The sequence below is a fragment of the Gilliamella sp. Pas-s25 genome (assembly GCF_009795885.1).
Classification (GTDB): Bacteria; Pseudomonadota; Gammaproteobacteria; order Enterobacterales; family Orbaceae; genus Gilliamella.
Genome location: NZ_WTEV01000003.1, coordinates 128,623 through 149,796, shown reverse-complemented (window position 1 = coordinate 149,796; position 21,174 = coordinate 128,623). Strand labels below are relative to the sequence as shown.

Genomic DNA, 21,174 nt, shown 5'->3' with positions numbered 1-21,174 from the left:
CAGATTGTCTGTTTCTTATTTTTAAAGAGCTAACAGCTTCAACTTTCAATCAACATTTTGTTAATTTAGTTTGCTGTCTCAAGGGCTGCGTATACTACGCTACACCTTTTCATTCGTCAAGATCTTTTTTTAAAATTTTTGATCTCGCTTTCTAACTCACCGCCTGCTTGTCGCTGACTGCGTGTCAGTGGATGCGCATTATAGGGACTTCTTTTTTTTTGGCAAGTAAAAAAGATAAAATATTTACTCGTTAGCGCAACATTCAAACACATCAAACTTTAATTAATTGATATTTATTAAGATTGTAATCAGATAATTTTTTAATCAACTTTTCCACAGACTGGTTATAGTTTGTACTTAGCACAATATTTTCAGACGCATCTGAAGTTTTTTGTTTCAGATCGTATTTATCATTTAACAAATTATAAACCCTGGTTGCAATCGCATAACCTGAATCTATAAAGGTAGCTTGAGAAAAAATCATCTGTAATTCTTTTTTGATAAAAGGATAATGCGTACAACCAAGCACAATTGTATCGGGGACTGTTTGTAATTCAAGCCAAGGTTGCATTAATTCTTTTAGTTGTTGCATATCTACAGTAATACCCTGTAATTTATTTTCGGCTATAAGTGCTAATTCAGAAAGACCTAACAATTGAACACTACAATTTGCTGCAAATTGCTGAATTAAATTGGTTGTATAGGTTCGCTCTATTGTAGCTTTGGTTGCTAATAACCCTATACATTTATTTTTAGTAAGTAAGCTAGCTGGTTTAATAGCCGGTACAACACCAATAATAGGAAAAGAAAATTTAGAACGTAAGTTAGGTAAACAGACAGTACTAGCCGTATTGCAGGCAATAACCGCTAAATCAATTGTATAAAATTTAGTAATAGTTTCTATGACTGAATTGACTCTATTAATTAAAAACTCTGCTGATTTATCTCCATAAGGAAACAGTTCATTATCAAATGCATAGATATAGTGTGCATTAGGTACTTTATTATAGATTTCATTATAAACAGTTAATCCACCAATACCTGAATCAAACACTAACACCGACGGAGATTGTCTTACAATATTCATTTTTAGTTATAGGTTATTAGATAATAAATTAGAAACGCGCAATATCGTAAATTGATTAAAAATTAATGCAAGCAATTTTGTGTTAGGGAAGACTGGCTTTTTTAGTAATAAATTATTAAAATAGACGTCTAGATGGTAAAACTGCTAAAATTAAAGATCTTAAACTATAGTATTGTAGTTCAAGCATTGCATTCAATAAGTTAAAAGGGGATATATTATGTCAGAATTTTTATTTACTTCAGAGTCCGTTTCAGAAGGACATCCAGATAAAATTGCCGATCAAATATCTGATGCTGTGCTTGATGCTATTTTAAAACAAGATCCAAAAGCACGAGTCGCATGTGAAACTTATGTAAAAACAGGTATGGCTTTAGTTGGTGGTGAAATCACAACTTCAGCTTGGGTAGATATTGAGGAATTAACAAGAAAAACCATTAATGATATTGGTTATACCAGTTCAGAAATGGGATTTGATGCAAATTCATGTGCGGTGCTTAATGCTATTGGTAAGCAATCTCCTGACATTAATCAAGGTGTCGATCGAAAAGATCCACTAGAACAAGGTGCAGGCGATCAAGGTATAATGTTTGGTTATGCGACCAATGAAATGCCAAACTTTATGCCTGCAGCCATAAGTTATGCGCATGATTTAATGCGTCGCCAAGCAGAAGTCAGAAAAAATGGTACACTTCCTTGGTTAAGACCCGATGCAAAAAGCCAAGTCACATTAATTTACCAAGACGGTCAAATAAAAGGGGTTGATACTATCGTTTTATCTACTCAGCATTCAGAAGCCATTGACCAAAAAGCATTACATGAAGCTGTTATGGAAGAAATCATTAAACCTACATTACCAACCGAATGGTTAACGTCAAGGACTAAATACTTTATTAATCCAACTGGACGCTTTGTTATTGGTGGTCCAATGGGAGATTGTGGGTTAACTGGCCGCAAAATTATTGTAGATACTTATGGCGGAGCCGCGCGTCATGGAGGTGGAGCTTTTTCAGGAAAAGATCCATCAAAAGTTGACCGTTCAGCAGCTTATGCTGCACGCTATGTAGCAAAAAATATTGTTGCAGCTGGACTTGCTGACAGATGTGAATTACAGATATCTTATGCAATTGGTATTGCCAATCCTACATCAATTTATGTTAATACTTTTGGTACTGAAAAAATCGATCACCATAAAATTGTTACACTTATCAAAGAATTTTTTGATTTAAGACCTTATGGATTGATTCAGATGCTTGACCTTATTCAGCCAATTTACCAACAAACTGCAAGTTACGGTCATTTTGGGCGAGATATCTTCCCTTGGGAAAAAACCGATAAAGCAGCACTACTTCGCGATGCAGCTGGACTATAAACGCATACCAATTTATTTACATAATCAGGTAATGGCTTGTTTAAGAACTCACTTAATACAAGCCAATCAACTTCTCCATACTCAATATACAGAACCTAAAATCATCTATAAACCGAAAGGGAGCATTGCGGGCAGTGCATTTTTAGTACGTTGGGAAATTCAACTTAATTCAATTATGTTACTAGAAAATGGTATGCATTTTATTGAGGAAGTGGTACCTCATGAATTAGCCCATCTAATTGTTTTTAAAGAATTTGGAAAAGTAAAGCCACATGGTAAACAATGGCAATATATTATGTCAGAAATATTAGGCAAAATCCCAACGACCACTCATCGTTTTACAGTACACCGCAATACTTATTTATACTACTGCAAGTGTCAACAACATCACCTAACATCCATAAGACACAATAAAATTCAAAATAATAAAACTAGTTATTTATGTCGTAAATGCGGTACTATACTCAAACTTAAACGCGCTAATTAATATTAAGATATTGTATGTGTAAATTAGATTTTCATTTTTACAAAAGTTCCTTATCGATTATTATTCTTGGTATTACTCTTTATATTATAGGTAATTTTTTTATACCTTTATATAATGGACTTACTGTCACACTTATTGAACATGTCCAATCACTCTTTTTGTTATTTATGTGCGGCTATACTTACTGCTATGCAAAAAAAATGGCTGAACATCCAAATCTATATAAATTTTGGATTTGGACAATATTTTGGTGGTTGATGCTTTTTGGTCGAGGAATTAGTTGGGGGCGAGACTTTTTTCCTGAAGTACCGCGTTTTTATTACAAAATTATTGCTAGTTTTTTAATAGCACTTCCAATACTCAGTATATTTTTACCTACAATTCGCCAAGAAATTGTTCGTCGCTATAAATTTGAAAAAATTCCAGTTTGGCATATATTTTTAGCTTTTTTATTCTTGGGTATAGCTGATATTGCAGAACACCGCCGCATTGGCCATGAATTATTAGTTATTACAAGGGATCGAAAAGATTTAATAGAAGAATTAATGGAAATCCCCTGCCTTCTTTGTTTAGCTTTAACGACCTTTTATATGCAAAAAAATGAACAAAAGAAGGAGAATTTATAATGTTAAGCTATCGTCATAGTTATCATGCTGGTAATCATGCGGATGTATTAAAACATATTGTGTTAACATTCTGTATTGAATCATTAAAAGAAAAAGAAAAACCTTTTTTATATTTAGATACACACTCAGGCGCTGGCCGATACCTATTAAAGAGTGAACATGCTGCAAAAACAGGTGAATATTTATCAGGAATTAATTTGATTTGGCAACAATCAAATATCCCTGCACTGTTAAATACCTATATATCGATACTAAAAAGATATAATCCTTTTGATGAATTAAAATATTATCCTGGCTCACCATTAATTGCCAAGCAATTATTACGTGAGCAAGACAAGCTCAATCTTACTGAATTACATCCAACTGATTATCCTTTATTAAGGCAAGAATTTAATAAAGATAAACGAACAAGAGTATTACGTGAAGATGGTTTTTCTCAATTAAAATCGAAGTTACCGCCAGATTCACGCCGTGGGATAATATTGATCGATCCTTCCTATGAAATAAAGGACGATTATCAAACAATTCCTACAGCACTGTTTGAAGCCTATAAGCGTTTTGCAACTGGTGTCTATTTAATTTGGTATCCTGTTGTGTCTCGCAGCCAAACGCAAAAAATGATTGATGGCATTGTGAAGTTAGGTATTAAACGAATTTCACAGTTCGAACTAGCAATAAAACCAGATAATAATCAAAAAGGCATGACCGCATCAGGAATGATAGTAATTAACCCACCATGGAAATTACATGAACAAATGAGTATAGTTATGCCATGGTTAAAAACAACGTTAGATAGTGAAAAAACTGGAAATTTTATTATTAAAGAACTCGTTTCTGAATAATTTTTTATTAGTTATCTATTGTCAAAAACTTTCAGGAAAGTATACGTTTCAATAAAAAATCACGGAAAAAAGTGACAAGAAAATAGATAAATCCATAAGGTAACAGTCAATAATAACGATAAAAATACAGCTGCTGAACCATAATCCTTCGCTCGGCCAGATAGCTCATGTCTTTCATGGCCGATACGATCAACAACACACTCAATTGCACTATTAATTAACTCGGTAATCATCACAACACCGATCGAACCAAGTAATAAGATGCGTTCATAAATAGAAAAATCAACTAGCATTACAATGATATAAGCTAAACCCAATACAATTAACTCTTGACGAAATGCAGCTTCATGTTTGATCGCTGATTTTAAGCCTTTTAAAGAGTATTTTGTCGCATTAAAGATACGAAGTAATCCTGTCGATTTTTTCATTATAACGTTCCTGATTTAAATTACCTTACATAACCATAGTTCATCAAACGTTGAAATCTTCTTTCTAGTAATACAGATAAATCCATACTTTCAAGTTCATCAAGATCACTAAGTAACTGGTTTTTGAGTGAAACAGAAATAGCGGTATAATCTCGGTGAGCCCCACCAAGTGGCTCAGGCACGATTGAATCAATCAAATTTAACTTTAATAAATTATCTGCTGTCATATTCATAGCTTCAGCAGCAACAGGTGCTTTGTCAGCACTTTTCCATAAAATAGAAGCACAACCCTCTGGTGAGATAACAGAATAAGTACTATATTGAAGCATATTAACTTTATCTGCTACACCGATAGCAAGCGCTCCCCCAGATCCCCCTTCACCAATGACGGTACAAATAGTTGGGATTTTAAGACGTGACATTTCCCTTAAATTACGGGCAATAGCCTCTGCTTGACCTCGTTCCTCAGCCCCAATACCTGGGTAAGCTCCGGGAGTATCAATAAAAGTAATGATAGGCAATTTAAAACGTTCAGCTAATTGCATTAATCGTAAAGCTTTACGATATCCCTCTGGAGCTGGCATACCAAAGTTTCGATAAATTTTCTGTTTTGTTTCACGTCCTTTTTGATGTCCAATAACTACCACAGCTCGTCCATCAATACGAGCTATTCCTCCAACAATTGCTTTATCATCGGCATAAGCTCGATCCCCAGCTAATTCATCAAAATCAGTGAAAATCTCTTTTATATAATCCAATGTATAAGGACGATTTGGATGTCTAGCTAATTGCGCAATTTCCCAAGGAGTTAAATTAGCAAATATTTTTTTTGTTAATTCTCGACTTTTTTTATGTAATTGCTTAATCTCTTTATCTAAATTAATATCTAATTCAACTTGTTGTGAATCAATATTCTTTAAGGAATTAATTTTTGCTTCTAATTCCGCTATCGGCTTCTCAAATTCCAAAAAATTGTTCATAACGCTTGTACTTGCCTCTTAATTCATTCGGTACTTTAAAAAATACACTATTCAATAGTATACTGACTAATTCTGAAGATAAAATTAAACCAATTCTACTATGTAATACTCATTGAAGTCACCTATATTTATATTAATAGGCTTCAACTTTTCCAAAATTTAGCTACATAAACTTAATAAAAGCAGCTTTTTTATTCGTCAATGTTAATAATCAAACTGTTATTCATAAGTTTATTTAAATTATTCAAAATCAAATTCAATACGGTCAATACCAAGTAATGTCTTTAACTCAACAATCAAAGTATCTTCAGGAATTATCCTCCATGTCGTGCCAAATTGAATCCTAACAACTAAATCATCTCGATGATAATATAAGTTAACTGGCACACTGCCATGCCGATAAGGTTCAAACAATTGTTGTAAACGCTGCAATATTGCTTGATTTGTTTCGCTTTCAGTTAAAGTAATCGACAATCCTTTTACATATTTAGCTCGAGCATCTTTTAGATCAGCAATATCGCGCACTGATATTTTAAAACCACCATTAAAATCGTCATTACTAACTTGACCTGTAACAATTAAGATCTTATCTTTTACAAGTAAATGTCCGAAATTATCTAAAGACTCAGCAAAAAGCATACCGTCAATACGGCCAGAACGATCGTCCAAGGTAAACAAACCGATTTTTTTACCTTTTTTAGTAATTCGTACCCGAGCATCAGCAACAATACCTGCAAAAGTGACCATCTTACCCCAACCTGTTGGAGAGGCTTCACTAATTCTCAGTCCACCTGTATAACGATTTAATTCTTTTAAATATTGTGTTACTGGATGTCCTGTTAAATAAAGTCCTAAGGCCTCACGTTCCCCATCAAGCAAAACTTGATCAGGTAATTCAGAAACTGCAGCATAAGCATACTCAACTTGTTCAGGCTCTTCCGCCAAAACACCAAACATATCTTCTTGACCAATATCTTGTGCTTTAGCATATTGATCTGCCGCTTGCATTGCATCATTAATGCTATGCAATATAGCCGCACGATGAGGACCTAATTTATCAAAAGCTCCTGCCATAGTGAGTTTTTCAAGTACTCGACGATTGATCTTCTTCATATCTGTTCGAGCACAAAGTTCGAAAATATTTTTGAAATATCCTCCACTGTTACGTGCTTCAACAATTGCCTCTATAGGACCCTCGCCAACACCTTTTATAGCCCCAATACCATAAACAATCTCACCTTTATCATTTACATGAAAGTGATACAGACCACTATTAATATCTGGAGGATTAACTTTTAATCCCATCCGTAAGCATTCATCAACCAAACCGACAATTTTATCGGTATTATCCATATCGGCGGTCATAACCGCAGCCATAAATTCGGCAGGATAGTGAGTTTTTAGCCATAATGTTTGATAAGAAACAAGCGCATAAGCGGCCGAATGAGATTTATTAAAGCCATATCCAGCAAATTTTTCAACCAGATCAAATATTCGCATCGACAGCTCACCATCAATACCTTGTTTTTCAGCACCATCTTTAAAAACAGAACGTTGCTTTGCCATCTCTTCAGGTTTTTTCTTACCCATAGCTCGGCGCAATAAATCAGCACCTCCCAATGTATAACCAGAAAGAGTCTGTGCGATTTGCATCACTTGTTCTTGATATAAAATAATACCATACGTTGGTTCTAAAATAGGTTTTAATGAGTCATGTTGGTACTTAATATCAGGGTAAGAAACCTCTTCTCGTCCATGTTTTCGGTCAATAAAATTGTCGACCATGCCTGATTGTAGGGGACCTGGACGAAATAATGCAACTAAAGCGATCATGTCCTCAAAACAGTCGGGCTTTAGACGTCTTATTAAATCTTTCATACCACGGGATTCAAGTTGGAACACCGCTGTAGTTTCAGCTTTTAATAATAATTCAAAAGATTTTTCATCATCTAAAGGAATTCGGGTAATATCGACTTTTTCGCTACCCTCTCGCAGCTGACGTTCATTAATCATTTTGATTGCCCAATCAATAATGGTTAATGTCCGTAATCCCAAAAAGTCAAACTTTACCAGACCTGCATATTCCACATCGTTTTTATCAAATTGAGTAACTGGGTGATGGCCTTCTGGATCACAATAAATTGGAGAAAAATCAGTTATCTTAGTAGGTGAAATTACAACACCACCGGCATGCTTACCAGCATTTCGGGTTACCCCCTCTAATTGACGTGCAATGTCAATTAATGATTTGACTTCTTCATTATTATCATATAACTCTTGTAACTGAGGCTCAATTTCAAAAGCTTTGGCTAGTGTCATACCTGGATCTAAAGGTATTAATTTTGAAATACGATCGACAAATCCATAAGGATGCCCAAGCACTCTTCCTACATCTCGAATAACCGCTTTAGCTGCCATGGTACCAAAGGTAATAATCTGGGAAACAGCATCGCGACCATACATATCAGCGACATGATCAATAACCAGATCGCGTTTTTCCATACAGAAATCAACATCAAAGTCAGGCATTGAAACACGTTCTGGATTTAAAAAACGTTCAAAAAGCAAATCGAACTCAAGTGGATCTAAATCGGTAATTTTCAAAGCATACGCAACTAGCGAGCCAGCACCAGAGCCTCGTCCTGGACCAACTGGAATATCATTATCTTTTGACCATTGTATAAACTCCATAACAATCAGGAAGTAACCAGGAAAACCCATTTGGTTAATTACAGTTAATTCGGTTTCTAAACGCTCATCATATTCAGGTCGTCTTTGCTTTCTAATTTCTGGATCAGGAAATAAAAACGCTAGCCTTTCTTCTAATCCTTCGCGTGCTTTATGCACTAAAAAGTCTTCAGTAGACATATCGCCGGTTGGAAATTTAGGTAAAAAATATTCGCCTAATCGGATAGAAACATTACAGCGTTTTGCTATTTCAACACTATTTTCAAGCGCTTCAGGAATATCAGAAAATAGTTCGCACATTTCCTGTTCTGTACGTAGATATTGCTCTGCCGAATAATTTTTAGGTCTGGAAGGATCTTCTAGCGTATTACCATCATGAATAGCGACACGAATCTCGTGAGCATCAAAATCAGAAGATTTCAAAAATCGAACATCATTAGTTGCAACAACGGGTAACGAATATTGTTCAGCCAAATTCACAGCTCGATGAATAAATAGCTCTTCATTGGTTCGTTTAGTACGTACTAATTCAAAATAAAAGTGCTCACTAAAATTTTCAAGATAAAAATTAATAGCATTATCAACGATTATTTGATTATTACGAACAATACCGATACCAATATCACTTTCTCGCCCTGCTAATGCAATTAATCCGGCTCGGTGCTCAATTAGCCAGTCATTATCAACAACTGGCAAATCACCGATATATCCTCGCTGATAAGCTTTAGAAATCAATAAAGTAAGATTTTGATATCCTTGATTATTAGCCGCTAGAAGAGTTAAACGATAAATATCATCAGGCATTTGAGAACTTCTAATAGCAAGATCTGCACCAATGATCGGTTTAATACCTTTTGACATCGCTGAACCATAAAACTTAACCAATCCACAAAGATTAGTAAAATCTGTGATCGCAAAAGCTGGCATCTGTAACTTGCTCACTTCATTTACTAATGTGCCAACTTTCGCAATTCCATCAACCATCGAGAAATCACTATGCAAATGAAGATGAATAAATTTAGGTTCCGCCATAATTACCAGAAGTGAAGCTATAAAGTTATTATGAGATTATAACACAAGCAAGAGGAATATTCTTATTCCCTTTAATTGTTAGTTCGAACTGAGAAAAGATAAAGGTCATTTTCATTATAAAGTTTATAAGTGAAAAACCATTTATTAAAGATATTCCGCCAATAGATATTATCGGCGGATAACAAAAAATTAGATTTTCTTAAATAACACTGAACCATTGGTTCCACCAAAACCAAAAGAATTACAAAGTGCGTATTGTAAATTCTTAACTTGACGTGCTGTATGCGGAACATAATCAAGATCACAGCCCTCATCAGGATTATCAAGGTTAATTGTTGGTGGCACAGCTTGATCACACAGTGTAAGTACAGTAAAAATAGATTCAACCGCTCCAGCAGCACCCAATAAATGCCCTATCATTGATTTAGTTGAACTAACCATAACTTTGTTGGCATTTTCTTTAAAAATACTTTTTACTGCTTGAGTTTCTGCTTTATCACCGGCTGGTGTTGATGTGCCATGAGCATTGATATAACCCACTAGCTCAGGATTGATGCCTGCATCACGAAGTGCACATTGCATTGCTAAGGCCGCACCACTACCATCAGCTGGAGGTGAAGTCATATGATAAGCATCACCACTCATACCAAATCCAACCAGTTCAGCGTAAATTTTAGCGCCACGCTTTTTAGCATGCTCATATTCTTCTAAGAACATGATTCCCGCACCATCACCAAGCACAAAACCATCACGATCTTTATCCCAAGGACGACTTGCACCTTTAGGATCATCATTATTGGTCGATAATGCACGAGCAGCACCAAAACCACCAATACCAAGAGGAGTACTTGCTTTTTCTCCCCCACCAGCTAACATCGCATCTGCATCACCATAAGCAATCATACGTGCAGCATGACCAATATTGTGCACACCAGAAGAACATGCTGTTGCTATAGTAATACTTGGCCCTTTTAATCCATAAATAATGGATAAATGACCAGCAATCATATTAACAATTGTTGAGGGTACAAAAAAAGGGCTAATTTTACGTGGTCCACCATTGACTAATGCACTGTGGTTTTCTTCAATCAACCCAAGCCCGCCAATACCTGAACCTATAGCACAGCCAATACGTTTTGCGTTTTCTTCCGTGATCTCAATGCCAGCATCTTGCATTGCTTGCATACCCGCAGCGATACCATATTGGATAAAATAATCCATTTTACGCGCATCTTTGCGTGAAATATTATAATCTTCGCCATTAAAGTTTTTAACCATCGCTGCGAAGTGCGTTGCGAAAGGGGCAGTATCAAAGTGCTCTATGAGTTCAACGCCACTTTGTCCAGCTAATAAAGCTTGCCAAGTGGATTCAACTGTATTACCTACAGGAGATATCATGCCCATTCCAGTAACAACAACTCTGCGTTTAGACACATTGCCCTCCGGGAAAGGATTGAAATGAAATTTGAATCATTGAAAATTTTATTTCTAGTTTTCTAAGAATTTATATCAAGTTTTCTTTAGTTTAAAAATTATAAACACAAATACAAACTAGGCGATCATTTGACCGCCTATCATGAAGACCCTGCTAACCTTATTGATTTGCAGTAATATAATCAATTGCTGATTGAACAGTTGTGATTTTTTCAGCTTCTTCATCAGGAATTTCAGTATCAAATTCTTCTTCTAAAGCCATAACTAATTCAACCGTATCAAGAGAATCAGCGCCAAGATCTTCAATGAAAGAAGATTCATTTTTAACTTCTTCCTCTTTTACACCTAGTTGCTCAACAATAATTTTCTTAACTCGCTCTTCAATAGTGCTCATACTCTTTTTTTTCCTATAAAAATCGCCGAAAGTGGCGGTGAATGTAAGTTTATAAAATGTTGAAAAAGATGCCAATCATTTTTCAACCCAATTGCTTATTTCTTATTCAAAACATCAAAGCGTTGGCTCATTTTACACTATTCTAGCCAATTACACCATATACATGCCACCATTGACATGTAAAGTTTCACCAGTAATGTAAGATGCTTCATCAGAAACCAAAAAGGCAACCGCATTAGCAATTTCCACAGGTTCACCTAAACGCCCAGCAGGCACTTGTCCCAATGTTAACGCTTTTTGTTCCTCGGTTAATGCATCAGTCATATCAGTTGCAATAAAACCAGGGGCTACTACATTAACGGTAATACCTCGTGAGGCCACTTCGCGAGCTAATGATTTACTAAAACCAATTAATCCTGCTTTCGCAGCCGCATAGTTAGCTTGGCCAGCATTTCCCATTGTACCCACTACTGAACCAATAGTTACAATTCTGCCATAACGTTTTTTCATCATTGTGCGCATTAATGCTTTAGATAAACGGAATACTGATGTTAAATTAGTATTTAAAATATCTTGCCATTCATCTTCTTTCATGCGCATTAATAAATTATCACGCGTAATACCTGCGTTATTGACTAGAATGTCAATATCACCAAATTCGTTTTTTATTGCATTAATAACAGATTCGATTGATGCTTCATCTGTTACATTTAAAGCAAAACCTTTGCCATTTGAGCCTAAGTATTGACTGATGGCATCCGCACCTTTCTCTGTTGTTGCCGTACCTATAACCGTTGCACCACAAGCAACTAATTTTTCTGCTATTGCTTTACCAATTCCTCGACTTGCACCGGTAACTAAAGCAATTTTTCCTGATAGATTCATAACTACCTCTTTTATCCTTTACTTTGTGTTTTCTAATGCTATGTCTAATGATGCTTTATCATTGACTGCCAAGCCAGAAAGTGTATCTACAATACGTTTAGTTAAGCCTGTTAACACCTTACCTGGCCCCATTTCAACTAAAAGTGTTACATTTTGTTTTGCTATGTATTCAACAGTTTCTGTCCAACGTACAGGGCTATAAAGCTGAGAAATCAATGCCGTTTTGATTTTTTCTGCTGATGTTTCAACTTTAACATCGACATTATTGATAACCGCAAACTTTGGCGTGCTAAATTCAATGTCATTTAATGTCGTTGCTAATTTATCAGCGGCTGATTTCATTAATGCACAGTGTGATGGCACACTAACAGCAAGTGGTAATGCACGTTTTGCACCCGCTTCTTTACATAATACGCCAGCACGTTCAACAGCTTCTTTATTACCAGCAATAACAACTTGTCCTGGTGAATTAAAATTTACAGGAGCAACAATTTGATCTTGTGCTGCTTGTTCGCATGCTCTGCTAATCGATTCGTTATCTAACCCAATAATGGCATACATTGCCCCTGTACCACTTGGTACTGCTTCTTGCATCAGCTTTCCACGTAATTCGACTAATTTAATCGCATCTTTGAAATCAATCACACCAGCGCAAACTAATGCCGAATATTCACCCAAACTATGACCTGCCATAAAATCAGGTTGAGCACCATTAACACTTTGCCACATTCTAAATATTGCAACAGATGAAGCAAGTAACGCAGGTTGCGTTTGCCAAGTTTTATTTAATTCTTCTGTTGGACCTTTTTGTACTAAATCCCACAAATCATAACCAAGCATTTCAGAAGCTTCATCAAATGTGGATTTCACAATCGAGAAATTATCAGCAAGATCTTTTAACATGCCGACAGATTGTGAGCCTTGTCCTGGAAATACCATTGCAAATTTGGTCATTATTTAAATCCTTGATCATTAAAAATACATCATAAACTAAAATCTAACTAGCGCAGAACCCCAAACAAATCCACCTCCAAAGGCTTCTAATAAAATTAGGTGACCTCGTTGAATTCGTCCATCTCGCACGCCAGCATCTAAAGCACAAGGCACAGAAGCAGCAGAAGTATTACCCTGCTTATCCAATGTGACAATGACTTTACTCATATCCATATCTAGGCGTTTTGCAGTTGCTGAAATAATTCTTAAATTAGCTTGATGTGGTACTAACCAATCTAAATCAGCTTTGTTAAATGCATTCTCAGTTAAAAGTTCATCAACCAAATTTGAAAGCTCTTTAACCGCTACTTTAAACACTTCATTGCCATGCATGGTCATGTAAACTGGATCATTTATATCACGGCGATCAACATATGGATATTTTAATAAGTCACCATATCGACCATCAGCATGAAGATGTGAAGCAATAATACCCGGTTCTTCTGATGCACCAACAACAACCGCTCCTGCACCATCACCAAAAATGATAATAGTCCCTCGGTCATTTGGATCTACACCGCGAGTTAACATGTCTGAACCAACAACTAAGGCATATTTAATTGCACCGCTTTTAATATATTTATCGGCAATATCAAGCGCATAAACAAATCCGGAGCAAGCGGCAGATACATCGAATGCAACAACATCACCAATACCTAATTTCGCTTGTAATTCTGTTGCTGAACTTGGAAACGCATTGACCGACGTTGCCGTTGCAACAATAATCATACCAATTTCTTCTTTAGCGATATTAGCCATTTCAATTGCATTTATAGCAGCTTGATAAGCCATACTCGTTACAGTTTCATTTGGCTCTGCAATCCGTCTTTCTTTGATACCGGTACGTGTTGTGATCCATTCATCACTAGTATCGACCATCTTTTCAAGATCTGCATTAGTTCTTATCTGTTTTGGAAGGTAACTTCCAGTTCCTAATATCTTTGTATACATCTAATTATTCGCTCTTGGGTAGTGCGGAAGAAAGGCTCATTGCTATCTTCTCAGGTATATTTGTTTGTATAGCCAAAATAGCTTGTTCAATTGCTGCAAAAAATGATTTTTGGTTGGCACTACCATGACTTTTGATCACAATACTTCGAAGTCCAAGCAAACAAGCGCCATTATATCGCCCTGGTTCCAGATAACCAAAGCTTTTTGAGAACTTTCTCTGTAACCATTTACTTAATAGCTTCATTAATAATGAGTTATGACCAAGAGACAACTTAAATGAAGACATGAAAATTTTAACTAAGCCTTCGACTGTTTTTAACGTCACATTGCCAACAAAACCATCACATACTAATACATCTGTTTTACCGGTTAACAGCTCATTACCTTCTAAATAGCCGATATAATTAATCTGATCATTTGATTTTAAAATAGAAGCAGCTGCACGTATTTTATCCAACCCTTTGATGTCTTCTTCACCTATATTAAGTAAGGCAACCCGAGGATTTTCAATTTTTAGTACTGTTTTAGCTAATATTTCACCCATTATGGCAAATTGTACTAGCATATCACTATCACATTCAGCATTAGCACCTAAATCCAGCACCACCGTACTTTGATTATTTAATGCAGGAATAGTGGCAACTAAGGCAGGACGATCAATGCCGGTTAAAGAGTGCAATAGAAGTTTAGACAACCCCATCAGTGCACCGGTATTACCAGCACTTACACAGGCCTGAGCCTTGTTATCTTTAACCAGTTCAAGCGCTATTCTCATTGACGAGCCTTGGCTATGGCGAATCGCATAGGCAGGCTTCATATCATTAGCTATAACGGTAGTCGATTCGGTCAAAATTAACCGCCCCTTTTGCTGATAGTGAGAGACAAGTTTTACATTTTCTTTTGACAAAAAAAGACTAATTTCTGCTGGGTCGCCCACCAGAAAAATAGAAAGGTGTGGATAACAATTTAGCGCTTGTATTGCAGCAGGAACAACAACACGAGGACCGAAGTCCCCGCTCATAGCATCTAACGCAATGGTTAGATTATCCAAAATGTCACCTGAGAATTTCTAATTAGGTAATAATTATTTAGAAATCACTTTACGACCACGATAATAACCATCTGCGGTTACATGATGACGTAAATGTGTTTTACCTGATTCATCAACTGAGATATTAGCAACAGTTAATGCATCATGAGAACGACGCATACCACGTTTTGCACGAGTTTTACGATTCTGTTGAACAGCCATGGATTTACCCCTTATTCTTTAAACTAACTAAAATTGCAAATGGATTCGGTTTTTCATTCTCACTTGGAATGTCACCAAATACCATATCAGCCTCTGACACTTCGCAGTGTTCACTATCATGTACCGGCGCAATTGGCAACGAGAGAATGATTTCGTCCTCAAGTAACGCTAATATATCTACTTCGCCAAACTCGTTCATAAGAACGGGCTCATAATGTTCCGGTAGTGCCTCTGCTTGAGCATCGCTCTTAACAGGACTAAATTTATTCATCACATGAATTTCTGTGATAAAAGGTTTAAAACAACGTTGGCAAACCAGTTCTAACGTTATTTTTGCATCAATTGTAATAACACAAAGTCGTTGCTCATCAAACTTAAAAGATAAGCTACACTCAATATCACTTTGTGGACTTTCAACCCTAGCTACACTTTTAGCTGGATAATATCCAATATAATCAAGCTTTTTTTGTGCTGCTTTAATTGGGTCAATTGTTAATGGCAATTTATTTTGCATAAAATATGCATGCTACCTTAAAGTTACTCTTATGTTTCTTCATAAAAAGAACACAATACATAAGGCGCGCATATTACCTTTAAATCATAATTTCGTCAATGGGCGCAAACAAGATAATTGGTTTTACTCATTGAGTATTATCTTAATATTCATTTTGAATATATGTTTATTTTTGTAAAAATTTTTCGATAAAAATAAGATTTACATTTAAAAATAAATATATTTATCCAACAATTATGGCAGTCGACCAAAGCTATCTTTTACAATTGCACGAAAATCATCAAACGTTTTACTATTTAATAAACGCTTAGTTGATCTTTCTTTGACAAAGTTTACAAATAAATTATAAATGCGCATTGCATCTTCATATTCATCTTTACTGATCGCCAATAAAAAAATAACATGAGCGACCTCATTCTTGTCCCATACAATACCCTGTGGCGCTAATATGGTCGTTACTATTGTTTTTTTAGCCAACAACCCGACAGAGTGAGGAATGGCAATATTTTCACCTAATAGTGTAGACACTATTGCCTCTCGTTCAATGACTGATGGATAGAAATCTACATCAATATACCCCTCTTGCTTAAGTTTTTTACAAATATTTTTTAAAAGGTCTTTTTGTGTCATTGATTGTTCAATAATGAAAAAAAACTTTTGATTAAAAAAACGCTCAATAATATAAGGCATTGTTCTATCAATCATTGCCAACCGCCCCAATTGCTCAAGCTGATAAGGTGTTGGAAATGGTGAAATTTTAACTATTTGCTTATTTTTTTCTGTTAAACGAACAGTTGAAACAACAAAATCTTCTTCAATATTTGCCAGCTGTTCATATTCACGGTAAGAAAGAGTTCGATTTATTTTAATATGCGGGAAATCCCGTTTAATTTTTGATTCAATCATACGCAAAGCGGCATTACCAAGCTCGCTAACAAGTAAAATTTGCGCATATCTTTCATGTCCAGCATTATAATTACGCTCTAGTGCCACGCCGATATGTACCGCTAAGTAACTAATTTCATCTTCTGTCATTTTGGATTGAGTATACTGCTCGGTGTTAGCAAGTGCAGATAACGTAATATCATAAGCGAAAGGATAATATTGCTTTATCTCACGTAATAAAGGATTAGTTGTGCGGATTTGATATTTAATTCGCGATAGCATGGATGAAATATGAATTAATATGTCTTGACGTAACTTTTTATCTTCCCATAAATTATAGTGATAAGTATTATTAATATAAGATAATATATGGTTAATCAATGCCAAGCTTTTTGCCTGATTTGGCGAATCCATAATAGTGCGAGAATAAATTTGAGCACATAAATAATTAAATTCTGCATCAGAAAGCACGTTACCTAAAAAATAGGAAATATCTTCAGATATTTCAGTCACTGCGCTGATAACAGTGGTATTAATTTGCTCTACTTCATATTCAATTAACTCATGCCCCTGAGTAATTCGAGTAATTGAAACTGCACAACTATAAAGTAAATACCCTTGCCCTTCAGCACTTAATTTTAATTCAAAACGTTCAAGTTGGTTTTGAAGAATTTTTTCAAGATACTCTAAATCGATATCATTTAAAATCGTTTTGCGTAATTTATTAACTGTAATGGTATCTTCAGCCATATAGCGTTGCCATAAAATATCGGTTAAACATGCGCGAATTGACGACTCTTCACCAATTAGCCGCATACCATAATAAGGACGATTTTCGAGTAATAAATTATATTTATCTAAATATTGTTTAACTTCAATAACATCATTTTGTAATGTACTACGGCTTAAAAACCATTCGCCAGCTATATCATCTAACTTTACGGAATTGGATTGAGTTAAAAAAGCGATCAATAAAGCCGAAACTCTTTCTTTACTGGTTCGAGGTACTTGTTCAATCACTTGATTAATAGGTAATGTGGCATAACGAATAGGATCGGTTACCACAAGTTGATAACCAACATTTTTGGTATAATCAACTTGGGCACCATAATCACCTAAAATATCATTTAGTGCTGAAATATCAGTACGAATTGTGCGAGTAGAAACCGAAAAACGATTGGCTAGCTCTTGTTGAGGAAGTGTTTCGTTTTTTATGGTATCAAATAAATACGCTAATCGCTGATAATAGAAAAGCACTTGAGATGACATTATTTATCCTACTAGTTTTTGGGTAATAGCTAAAAGTTGTTTGACATCACAGGTACGTGTTGCACCTGTCGCTTTATCAATGATAGAACTATAGATATGTGGGATAATTCTCTTCACACCTGCATCTAAAGCAATTTTTAAAATTGCCTCATAATTGTTTAAATCAATACCACCTGTTGGTTCAAGATAGAAATCATGTTCAGCACAACATTTAGCAACATACTCAAATTCATCTTTATGCTTTAAACCACCCATAGGAAAATATTTTATTGAACTTCCTCCCATATCTTTTAATAAAGCAATAGCTGTTTCAACAGGAACAATGGCTGCTGGCAACGTTGAACTTATAGGACCGGTTGCAATATTTACTAAACCTACTTTCCCCGTTGGCGAAACTAATCCATTAATGACCGTTTCTTGTTGCCCTACCAATGCACGACTTGTCGCAACCCCTGTAAACACTTGATTAACATGTTGTGGCTGCAGCACAGCTGATATCTCCGAAACCATTATTGATTGATTAGGATCACCCGCACCAAGCCCCACAGAGATAGCATTATCAATCGCTGCTGCATATCTTTTCATATCAACAATCGCAGCTTCATTATTTGAATAGTTTTTAGATAAAATACCCACAACTACATGAGATTGCGCAGCTTCATAGATTGCTTTTGCATTGTCGATTGAATTTGCTAAAACATTTAAACAAACACGATCATGATAATAATTTGGACTCAATTGCATTATTTTGCTCCTTGGATAATATTTTTAATTTTGTTGTAAATAATATCAAGTTGCGCTGATGTCACACTACGCACATCGGCATCAACTTTGCCTTCATTGGCTTTATATTCTCTGAAGTAAACTGCAATTTCGCCTTGTTTCATCAGATCCACCATTTCGATTGCAGTTTTACCTATCACGCTGGCATCAAACGCTATTTCTGCGCGTGCGATATCACGCCCTGCGCCATCCCAAACAACGGTAGCCGATATCCCATGAAGTTCATTTAACTTTTCAATAAATGATGTCATTTTACCCACCATTTGCTGTCCTGTTTCTTTCTGTGGTTCGGTAAGATAAAGCTCAATTGCTTTAGTTAAACCTAAAATCCCCTCTTTACCAACTTTCATTGATCGTCCAATACCTTGCGACTGCATTTTTACCCATTCAACAGCTTTTTGACGACCTATAACTAAACCGCTGGTAGGCCCTTCAATCGCTTTGGCTCCGCTATAAATAACTAAATCAGCGCCTTGTTGATAATATGTTTGTAAATCTTCTTCAGCAGCAGCATCAACAATTAATGGAATATTGTATTTTTTGGCAATTACAGCCGTTTGTGCGACTGACAACATACTTTTTTGCACACAATGATGGGATTTAACATATAAAATAGCCGCTGTATCTGGATTAATTAAAGATTCAATATGTTCTGGTTTACATTCATTAGCATAACCAGCCTCAACCACAATACCACCACCTAGTGAAACCATCGTACTAATCGGTGCACCAAAATTAACGTTATGACCTTTAGGAACAATAATTTCACGAGGAACATATTTGTCTGATGAATGTAAATTAAATAACAGATCACGATCGTCTTTGATAATTAAACCTGCAACCGCTTGTACAATACCAGCAGAAGCACACGATACTACGACGGCATTTTCGACTTTGAGTAATTTTGCAATATATTGCCCCGTTTTATCCACCAGATCTTTAATTTCAAAATATTCATTTAGTCCATGTAATACTGTGTCAACCACTTCTGGTCTTGGCGTTGAGACACCTAAAATTGTCATTCGTCCTGACGCATTAATTACTCTTTTTAAGTTATATTTACTGTAAACATCTTTTTCAGATTGAGATTCTGAGCTCATTTTTACTACCTTCTTCTGTTATTTCAATACACACAGTATGTTCTTTACTCCCAGTTACAACACATGCCAAAGGAACAAACTGTTCATGACTTTGACGAACTTCACCTTCTGAATCCGATAACGAAACTGTTTCTTGTTTGATATCGAAAATAGTGAGATCTGCATCATAACCAATGGATAATTTACCTTTATTTTCAAGATGCAAAATTTGTGCCGCATTTTTTGTAACACTATCAATAATTCGCTCCCTGCTATAACCTAAACAAATAAACTTGGTCATAACATTTGCTAGACTAAATACTGGCCCTTGAATACGGTTCTTAGAATATATATCGGAACTAATTGTAGTTGGATAAATATCAAGTAATTTTGCCCTTTCAGCAACTGCAAAACTAAAACTCTCACCACCATGACCAATATCTAAAATTACGCCTCGCTTAATAGCCCGACTTATTGAATCGCGAAGATTATTTTCTTTATCAAAAATTCGATTCGGCTTACCATTAAAACAATGAGTGATGATGTCTCCTTTTGTTAACAGATCGGCAATATCATCAAGCTCTGGCGGATTATTTCCCACATGAATCATTAAAGGTAATCCACTCTTTTTTTGCATATCTTTGGCTTTGACCAACGGTAATATTCCATTTTCACCAACCACACTACGACTCATTCTCACTTTTATTCCAATAATAAAATGAGAATATTTGGCTAACATTGTGTCGAATAAAGGCACATCAATATCACGCATATCGGCAAGTTCGCTTTGTCGTATCAGCCCTATTTTCGAGATATTTAAAAAGGAATAAACATGAGTGTTGGCTTGTTGCGCTAATTGATAAAATTCATCAACATCAAGCGCACCAACGCTACCGGCATCAACTACCGAGGTGACACCAGCCTTAGTGCCGATCAAATCAGGTTCATCGTAATAAATAGGTGAACGAGCAAAGCAATGAGTGTGAGAATCAATCCATCCAGCACTAATGTAGTGTTTAGCATGTAAATTTAAAATCTGTTGTGATTGTTCTGTAATGTTCTTACTAATCTCAACAATCTTGCCTAAATGAACTGCAATATCAACGATCGATTCGTCAATTAATTTTGCTTTCTTTATCACTAAATCATACATAATTACATCCAAATCCTCTGTAATTTAGGCAATGACAAAGGAG

The 21,174-nt window shown here is 35.7% G+C and carries 20 protein-coding genes; 4 read left to right on the top strand and 16 right to left on the bottom strand.

Annotated elements, in window-relative coordinates:
• Positions 1–271: 271 nt before the first annotated feature.
• The gene (murI, locus tag GQ593_RS02775) at positions 272–1,087 is read right to left on the bottom strand and encodes a glutamate racemase (protein WP_160430514.1); all 816 of its coding nucleotides are present in this window, start codon (positions 1,085–1,087) and stop codon (positions 272–274) included.
• A gap of 217 nt (positions 1,088–1,304) precedes the next feature.
• On the opposite strand from murI, the gene metK reads away from it, so the two are divergent.
• From metK to GQ593_RS02755, 4 genes are read left to right on the top strand one after another with little or no spacing between them, the layout of a single operon-like run.
• On the top strand, positions 1,305–2,456 hold the full coding sequence (metK, locus tag GQ593_RS02770) for a methionine adenosyltransferase (protein ID WP_085246999.1): 1,152 nt from the start codon (positions 1,305–1,307) through the stop codon (positions 2,454–2,456).
• The gene (locus tag GQ593_RS02765; RefSeq protein WP_160430521.1) at positions 2,446–2,943 is read left to right on the top strand and encodes a SprT family zinc-dependent metalloprotease; all 498 of its coding nucleotides are present in this window, start codon (positions 2,446–2,448) and stop codon (positions 2,941–2,943) included. Before metK ends, GQ593_RS02765 begins: the two co-directional genes overlap by 11 nt.
• A 14-nt stretch (positions 2,944–2,957) precedes the next feature.
• The gene (locus GQ593_RS02760) at positions 2,958–3,569 is read left to right on the top strand and encodes a hypothetical protein (protein ID WP_160430513.1); all 612 of its coding nucleotides are present in this window, start codon (positions 2,958–2,960) and stop codon (positions 3,567–3,569) included.
• The gene (locus GQ593_RS02755; protein WP_160430512.1) at positions 3,569–4,411 is read left to right on the top strand and encodes a 23S rRNA (adenine(2030)-N(6))-methyltransferase RlmJ; all 843 of its coding nucleotides are present in this window, start codon (positions 3,569–3,571) and stop codon (positions 4,409–4,411) included. Before GQ593_RS02760 ends, GQ593_RS02755 begins: the two co-directional genes overlap by 1 nt.
• A gap of 59 nt (positions 4,412–4,470) precedes the next feature.
• On the opposite strand, the gene GQ593_RS02750 is transcribed toward GQ593_RS02755, so the two are convergent.
• The 15 genes from GQ593_RS02750 to GQ593_RS02680 form a co-directional block, all read right to left on the bottom strand.
• Complete coding sequence (locus GQ593_RS02750) at positions 4,471–4,839, bottom strand: diacylglycerol kinase (RefSeq protein WP_160430511.1); 369 nt, start codon at positions 4,837–4,839, stop codon at positions 4,471–4,473.
• A 20-nt stretch (positions 4,840–4,859) separates the two neighbouring features.
• Positions 4,860–5,819 carry an acetyl-CoA carboxylase carboxyl transferase subunit alpha gene (gene accA / locus GQ593_RS02745; protein ID WP_160430510.1) on the bottom strand — a complete coding sequence of 320 codons (960 nt, stop codon included), beginning with the start codon at positions 5,817–5,819 and terminating at the stop codon, positions 4,860–4,862.
• Between the two features lie 240 nt (positions 5,820–6,059).
• Positions 6,060–9,539 (bottom strand): DNA polymerase III subunit alpha, encoded by a 3,480-nt coding sequence (gene dnaE, locus GQ593_RS02740; RefSeq protein WP_160430509.1) that lies wholly within the window; start codon positions 9,537–9,539, stop codon positions 6,060–6,062.
• Between the two features lie 189 nt (positions 9,540–9,728).
• A complete protein-coding gene (gene fabF, locus GQ593_RS02735; RefSeq protein ID WP_160430508.1) occupies positions 9,729–10,973 on the bottom strand; it encodes a beta-ketoacyl-ACP synthase II in 1,245 nt (414 codons plus the stop codon).
• Positions 10,974–11,133: 160 nt separating this feature from the next.
• A complete protein-coding gene (acpP, locus tag GQ593_RS02730; RefSeq protein WP_034910452.1) occupies positions 11,134–11,367 on the bottom strand; it encodes an acyl carrier protein in 234 nt (77 codons plus the stop codon).
• Positions 11,368–11,517: 150 nt separating this feature from the next.
• On the bottom strand, positions 11,518–12,252 hold the full coding sequence (gene fabG / locus GQ593_RS02725; protein ID WP_160430507.1) for a 3-oxoacyl-ACP reductase FabG: 735 nt from the start codon (positions 12,250–12,252) through the stop codon (positions 11,518–11,520).
• A gap of 18 nt (positions 12,253–12,270) precedes the next feature.
• Complete coding sequence (gene fabD, locus GQ593_RS02720; protein WP_160430506.1) at positions 12,271–13,206, bottom strand: ACP S-malonyltransferase; 936 nt, start codon at positions 13,204–13,206, stop codon at positions 12,271–12,273.
• 36 nt (positions 13,207–13,242) lie between these two features.
• A complete protein-coding gene (locus tag GQ593_RS02715) occupies positions 13,243–14,196 on the bottom strand; it encodes a beta-ketoacyl-ACP synthase III (protein WP_160430505.1) in 954 nt (317 codons plus the stop codon).
• A 4-nt stretch (positions 14,197–14,200) separates the two neighbouring features.
• The gene (plsX, locus tag GQ593_RS02710) at positions 14,201–15,247 is read right to left on the bottom strand and encodes a phosphate acyltransferase PlsX (protein WP_160430504.1); all 1,047 of its coding nucleotides are present in this window, start codon (positions 15,245–15,247) and stop codon (positions 14,201–14,203) included.
• 33 nt (positions 15,248–15,280) lie between these two features.
• On the bottom strand, positions 15,281–15,448 hold the full coding sequence (rpmF, locus tag GQ593_RS02705; protein ID WP_025316508.1) for a 50S ribosomal protein L32: 168 nt from the start codon (positions 15,446–15,448) through the stop codon (positions 15,281–15,283).
• A 4-nt stretch (positions 15,449–15,452) separates the two neighbouring features.
• Positions 15,453–15,962 (bottom strand): 23S rRNA accumulation protein YceD, encoded by a 510-nt coding sequence (gene yceD / locus GQ593_RS02700; RefSeq protein ID WP_160430503.1) that lies wholly within the window; start codon positions 15,960–15,962, stop codon positions 15,453–15,455.
• A 234-nt stretch (positions 15,963–16,196) separates the two neighbouring features.
• Complete coding sequence (locus GQ593_RS02695; RefSeq protein WP_160430502.1) at positions 16,197–18,116, bottom strand: BglG family transcription antiterminator; 1,920 nt, start codon at positions 18,114–18,116, stop codon at positions 16,197–16,199.
• A gap of 3 nt (positions 18,117–18,119) precedes the next feature.
• Positions 18,120–18,860, bottom strand: coding sequence for a 2-dehydro-3-deoxy-phosphogluconate aldolase (gene dagF / locus GQ593_RS02690; RefSeq protein ID WP_160430501.1), 741 nt, complete (start codon positions 18,858–18,860; stop codon positions 18,120–18,122).
• Positions 18,860–19,999 (bottom strand): DgaE family pyridoxal phosphate-dependent ammonia lyase, encoded by a 1,140-nt coding sequence (locus GQ593_RS02685; protein ID WP_160430500.1) that lies wholly within the window; start codon positions 19,997–19,999, stop codon positions 18,860–18,862. Before GQ593_RS02685 ends, dagF begins: the two co-directional genes overlap by 1 nt.
• Positions 19,977–21,131 carry an amidohydrolase/deacetylase family metallohydrolase gene (locus GQ593_RS02680; protein WP_160403968.1) on the bottom strand — a complete coding sequence of 385 codons (1,155 nt, stop codon included), beginning with the start codon at positions 21,129–21,131 and terminating at the stop codon, positions 19,977–19,979. The genes GQ593_RS02685 and GQ593_RS02680 overlap by 23 nt, the downstream gene beginning before the upstream one ends.
• Positions 21,132–21,174 lie beyond the last annotated feature (43 nt).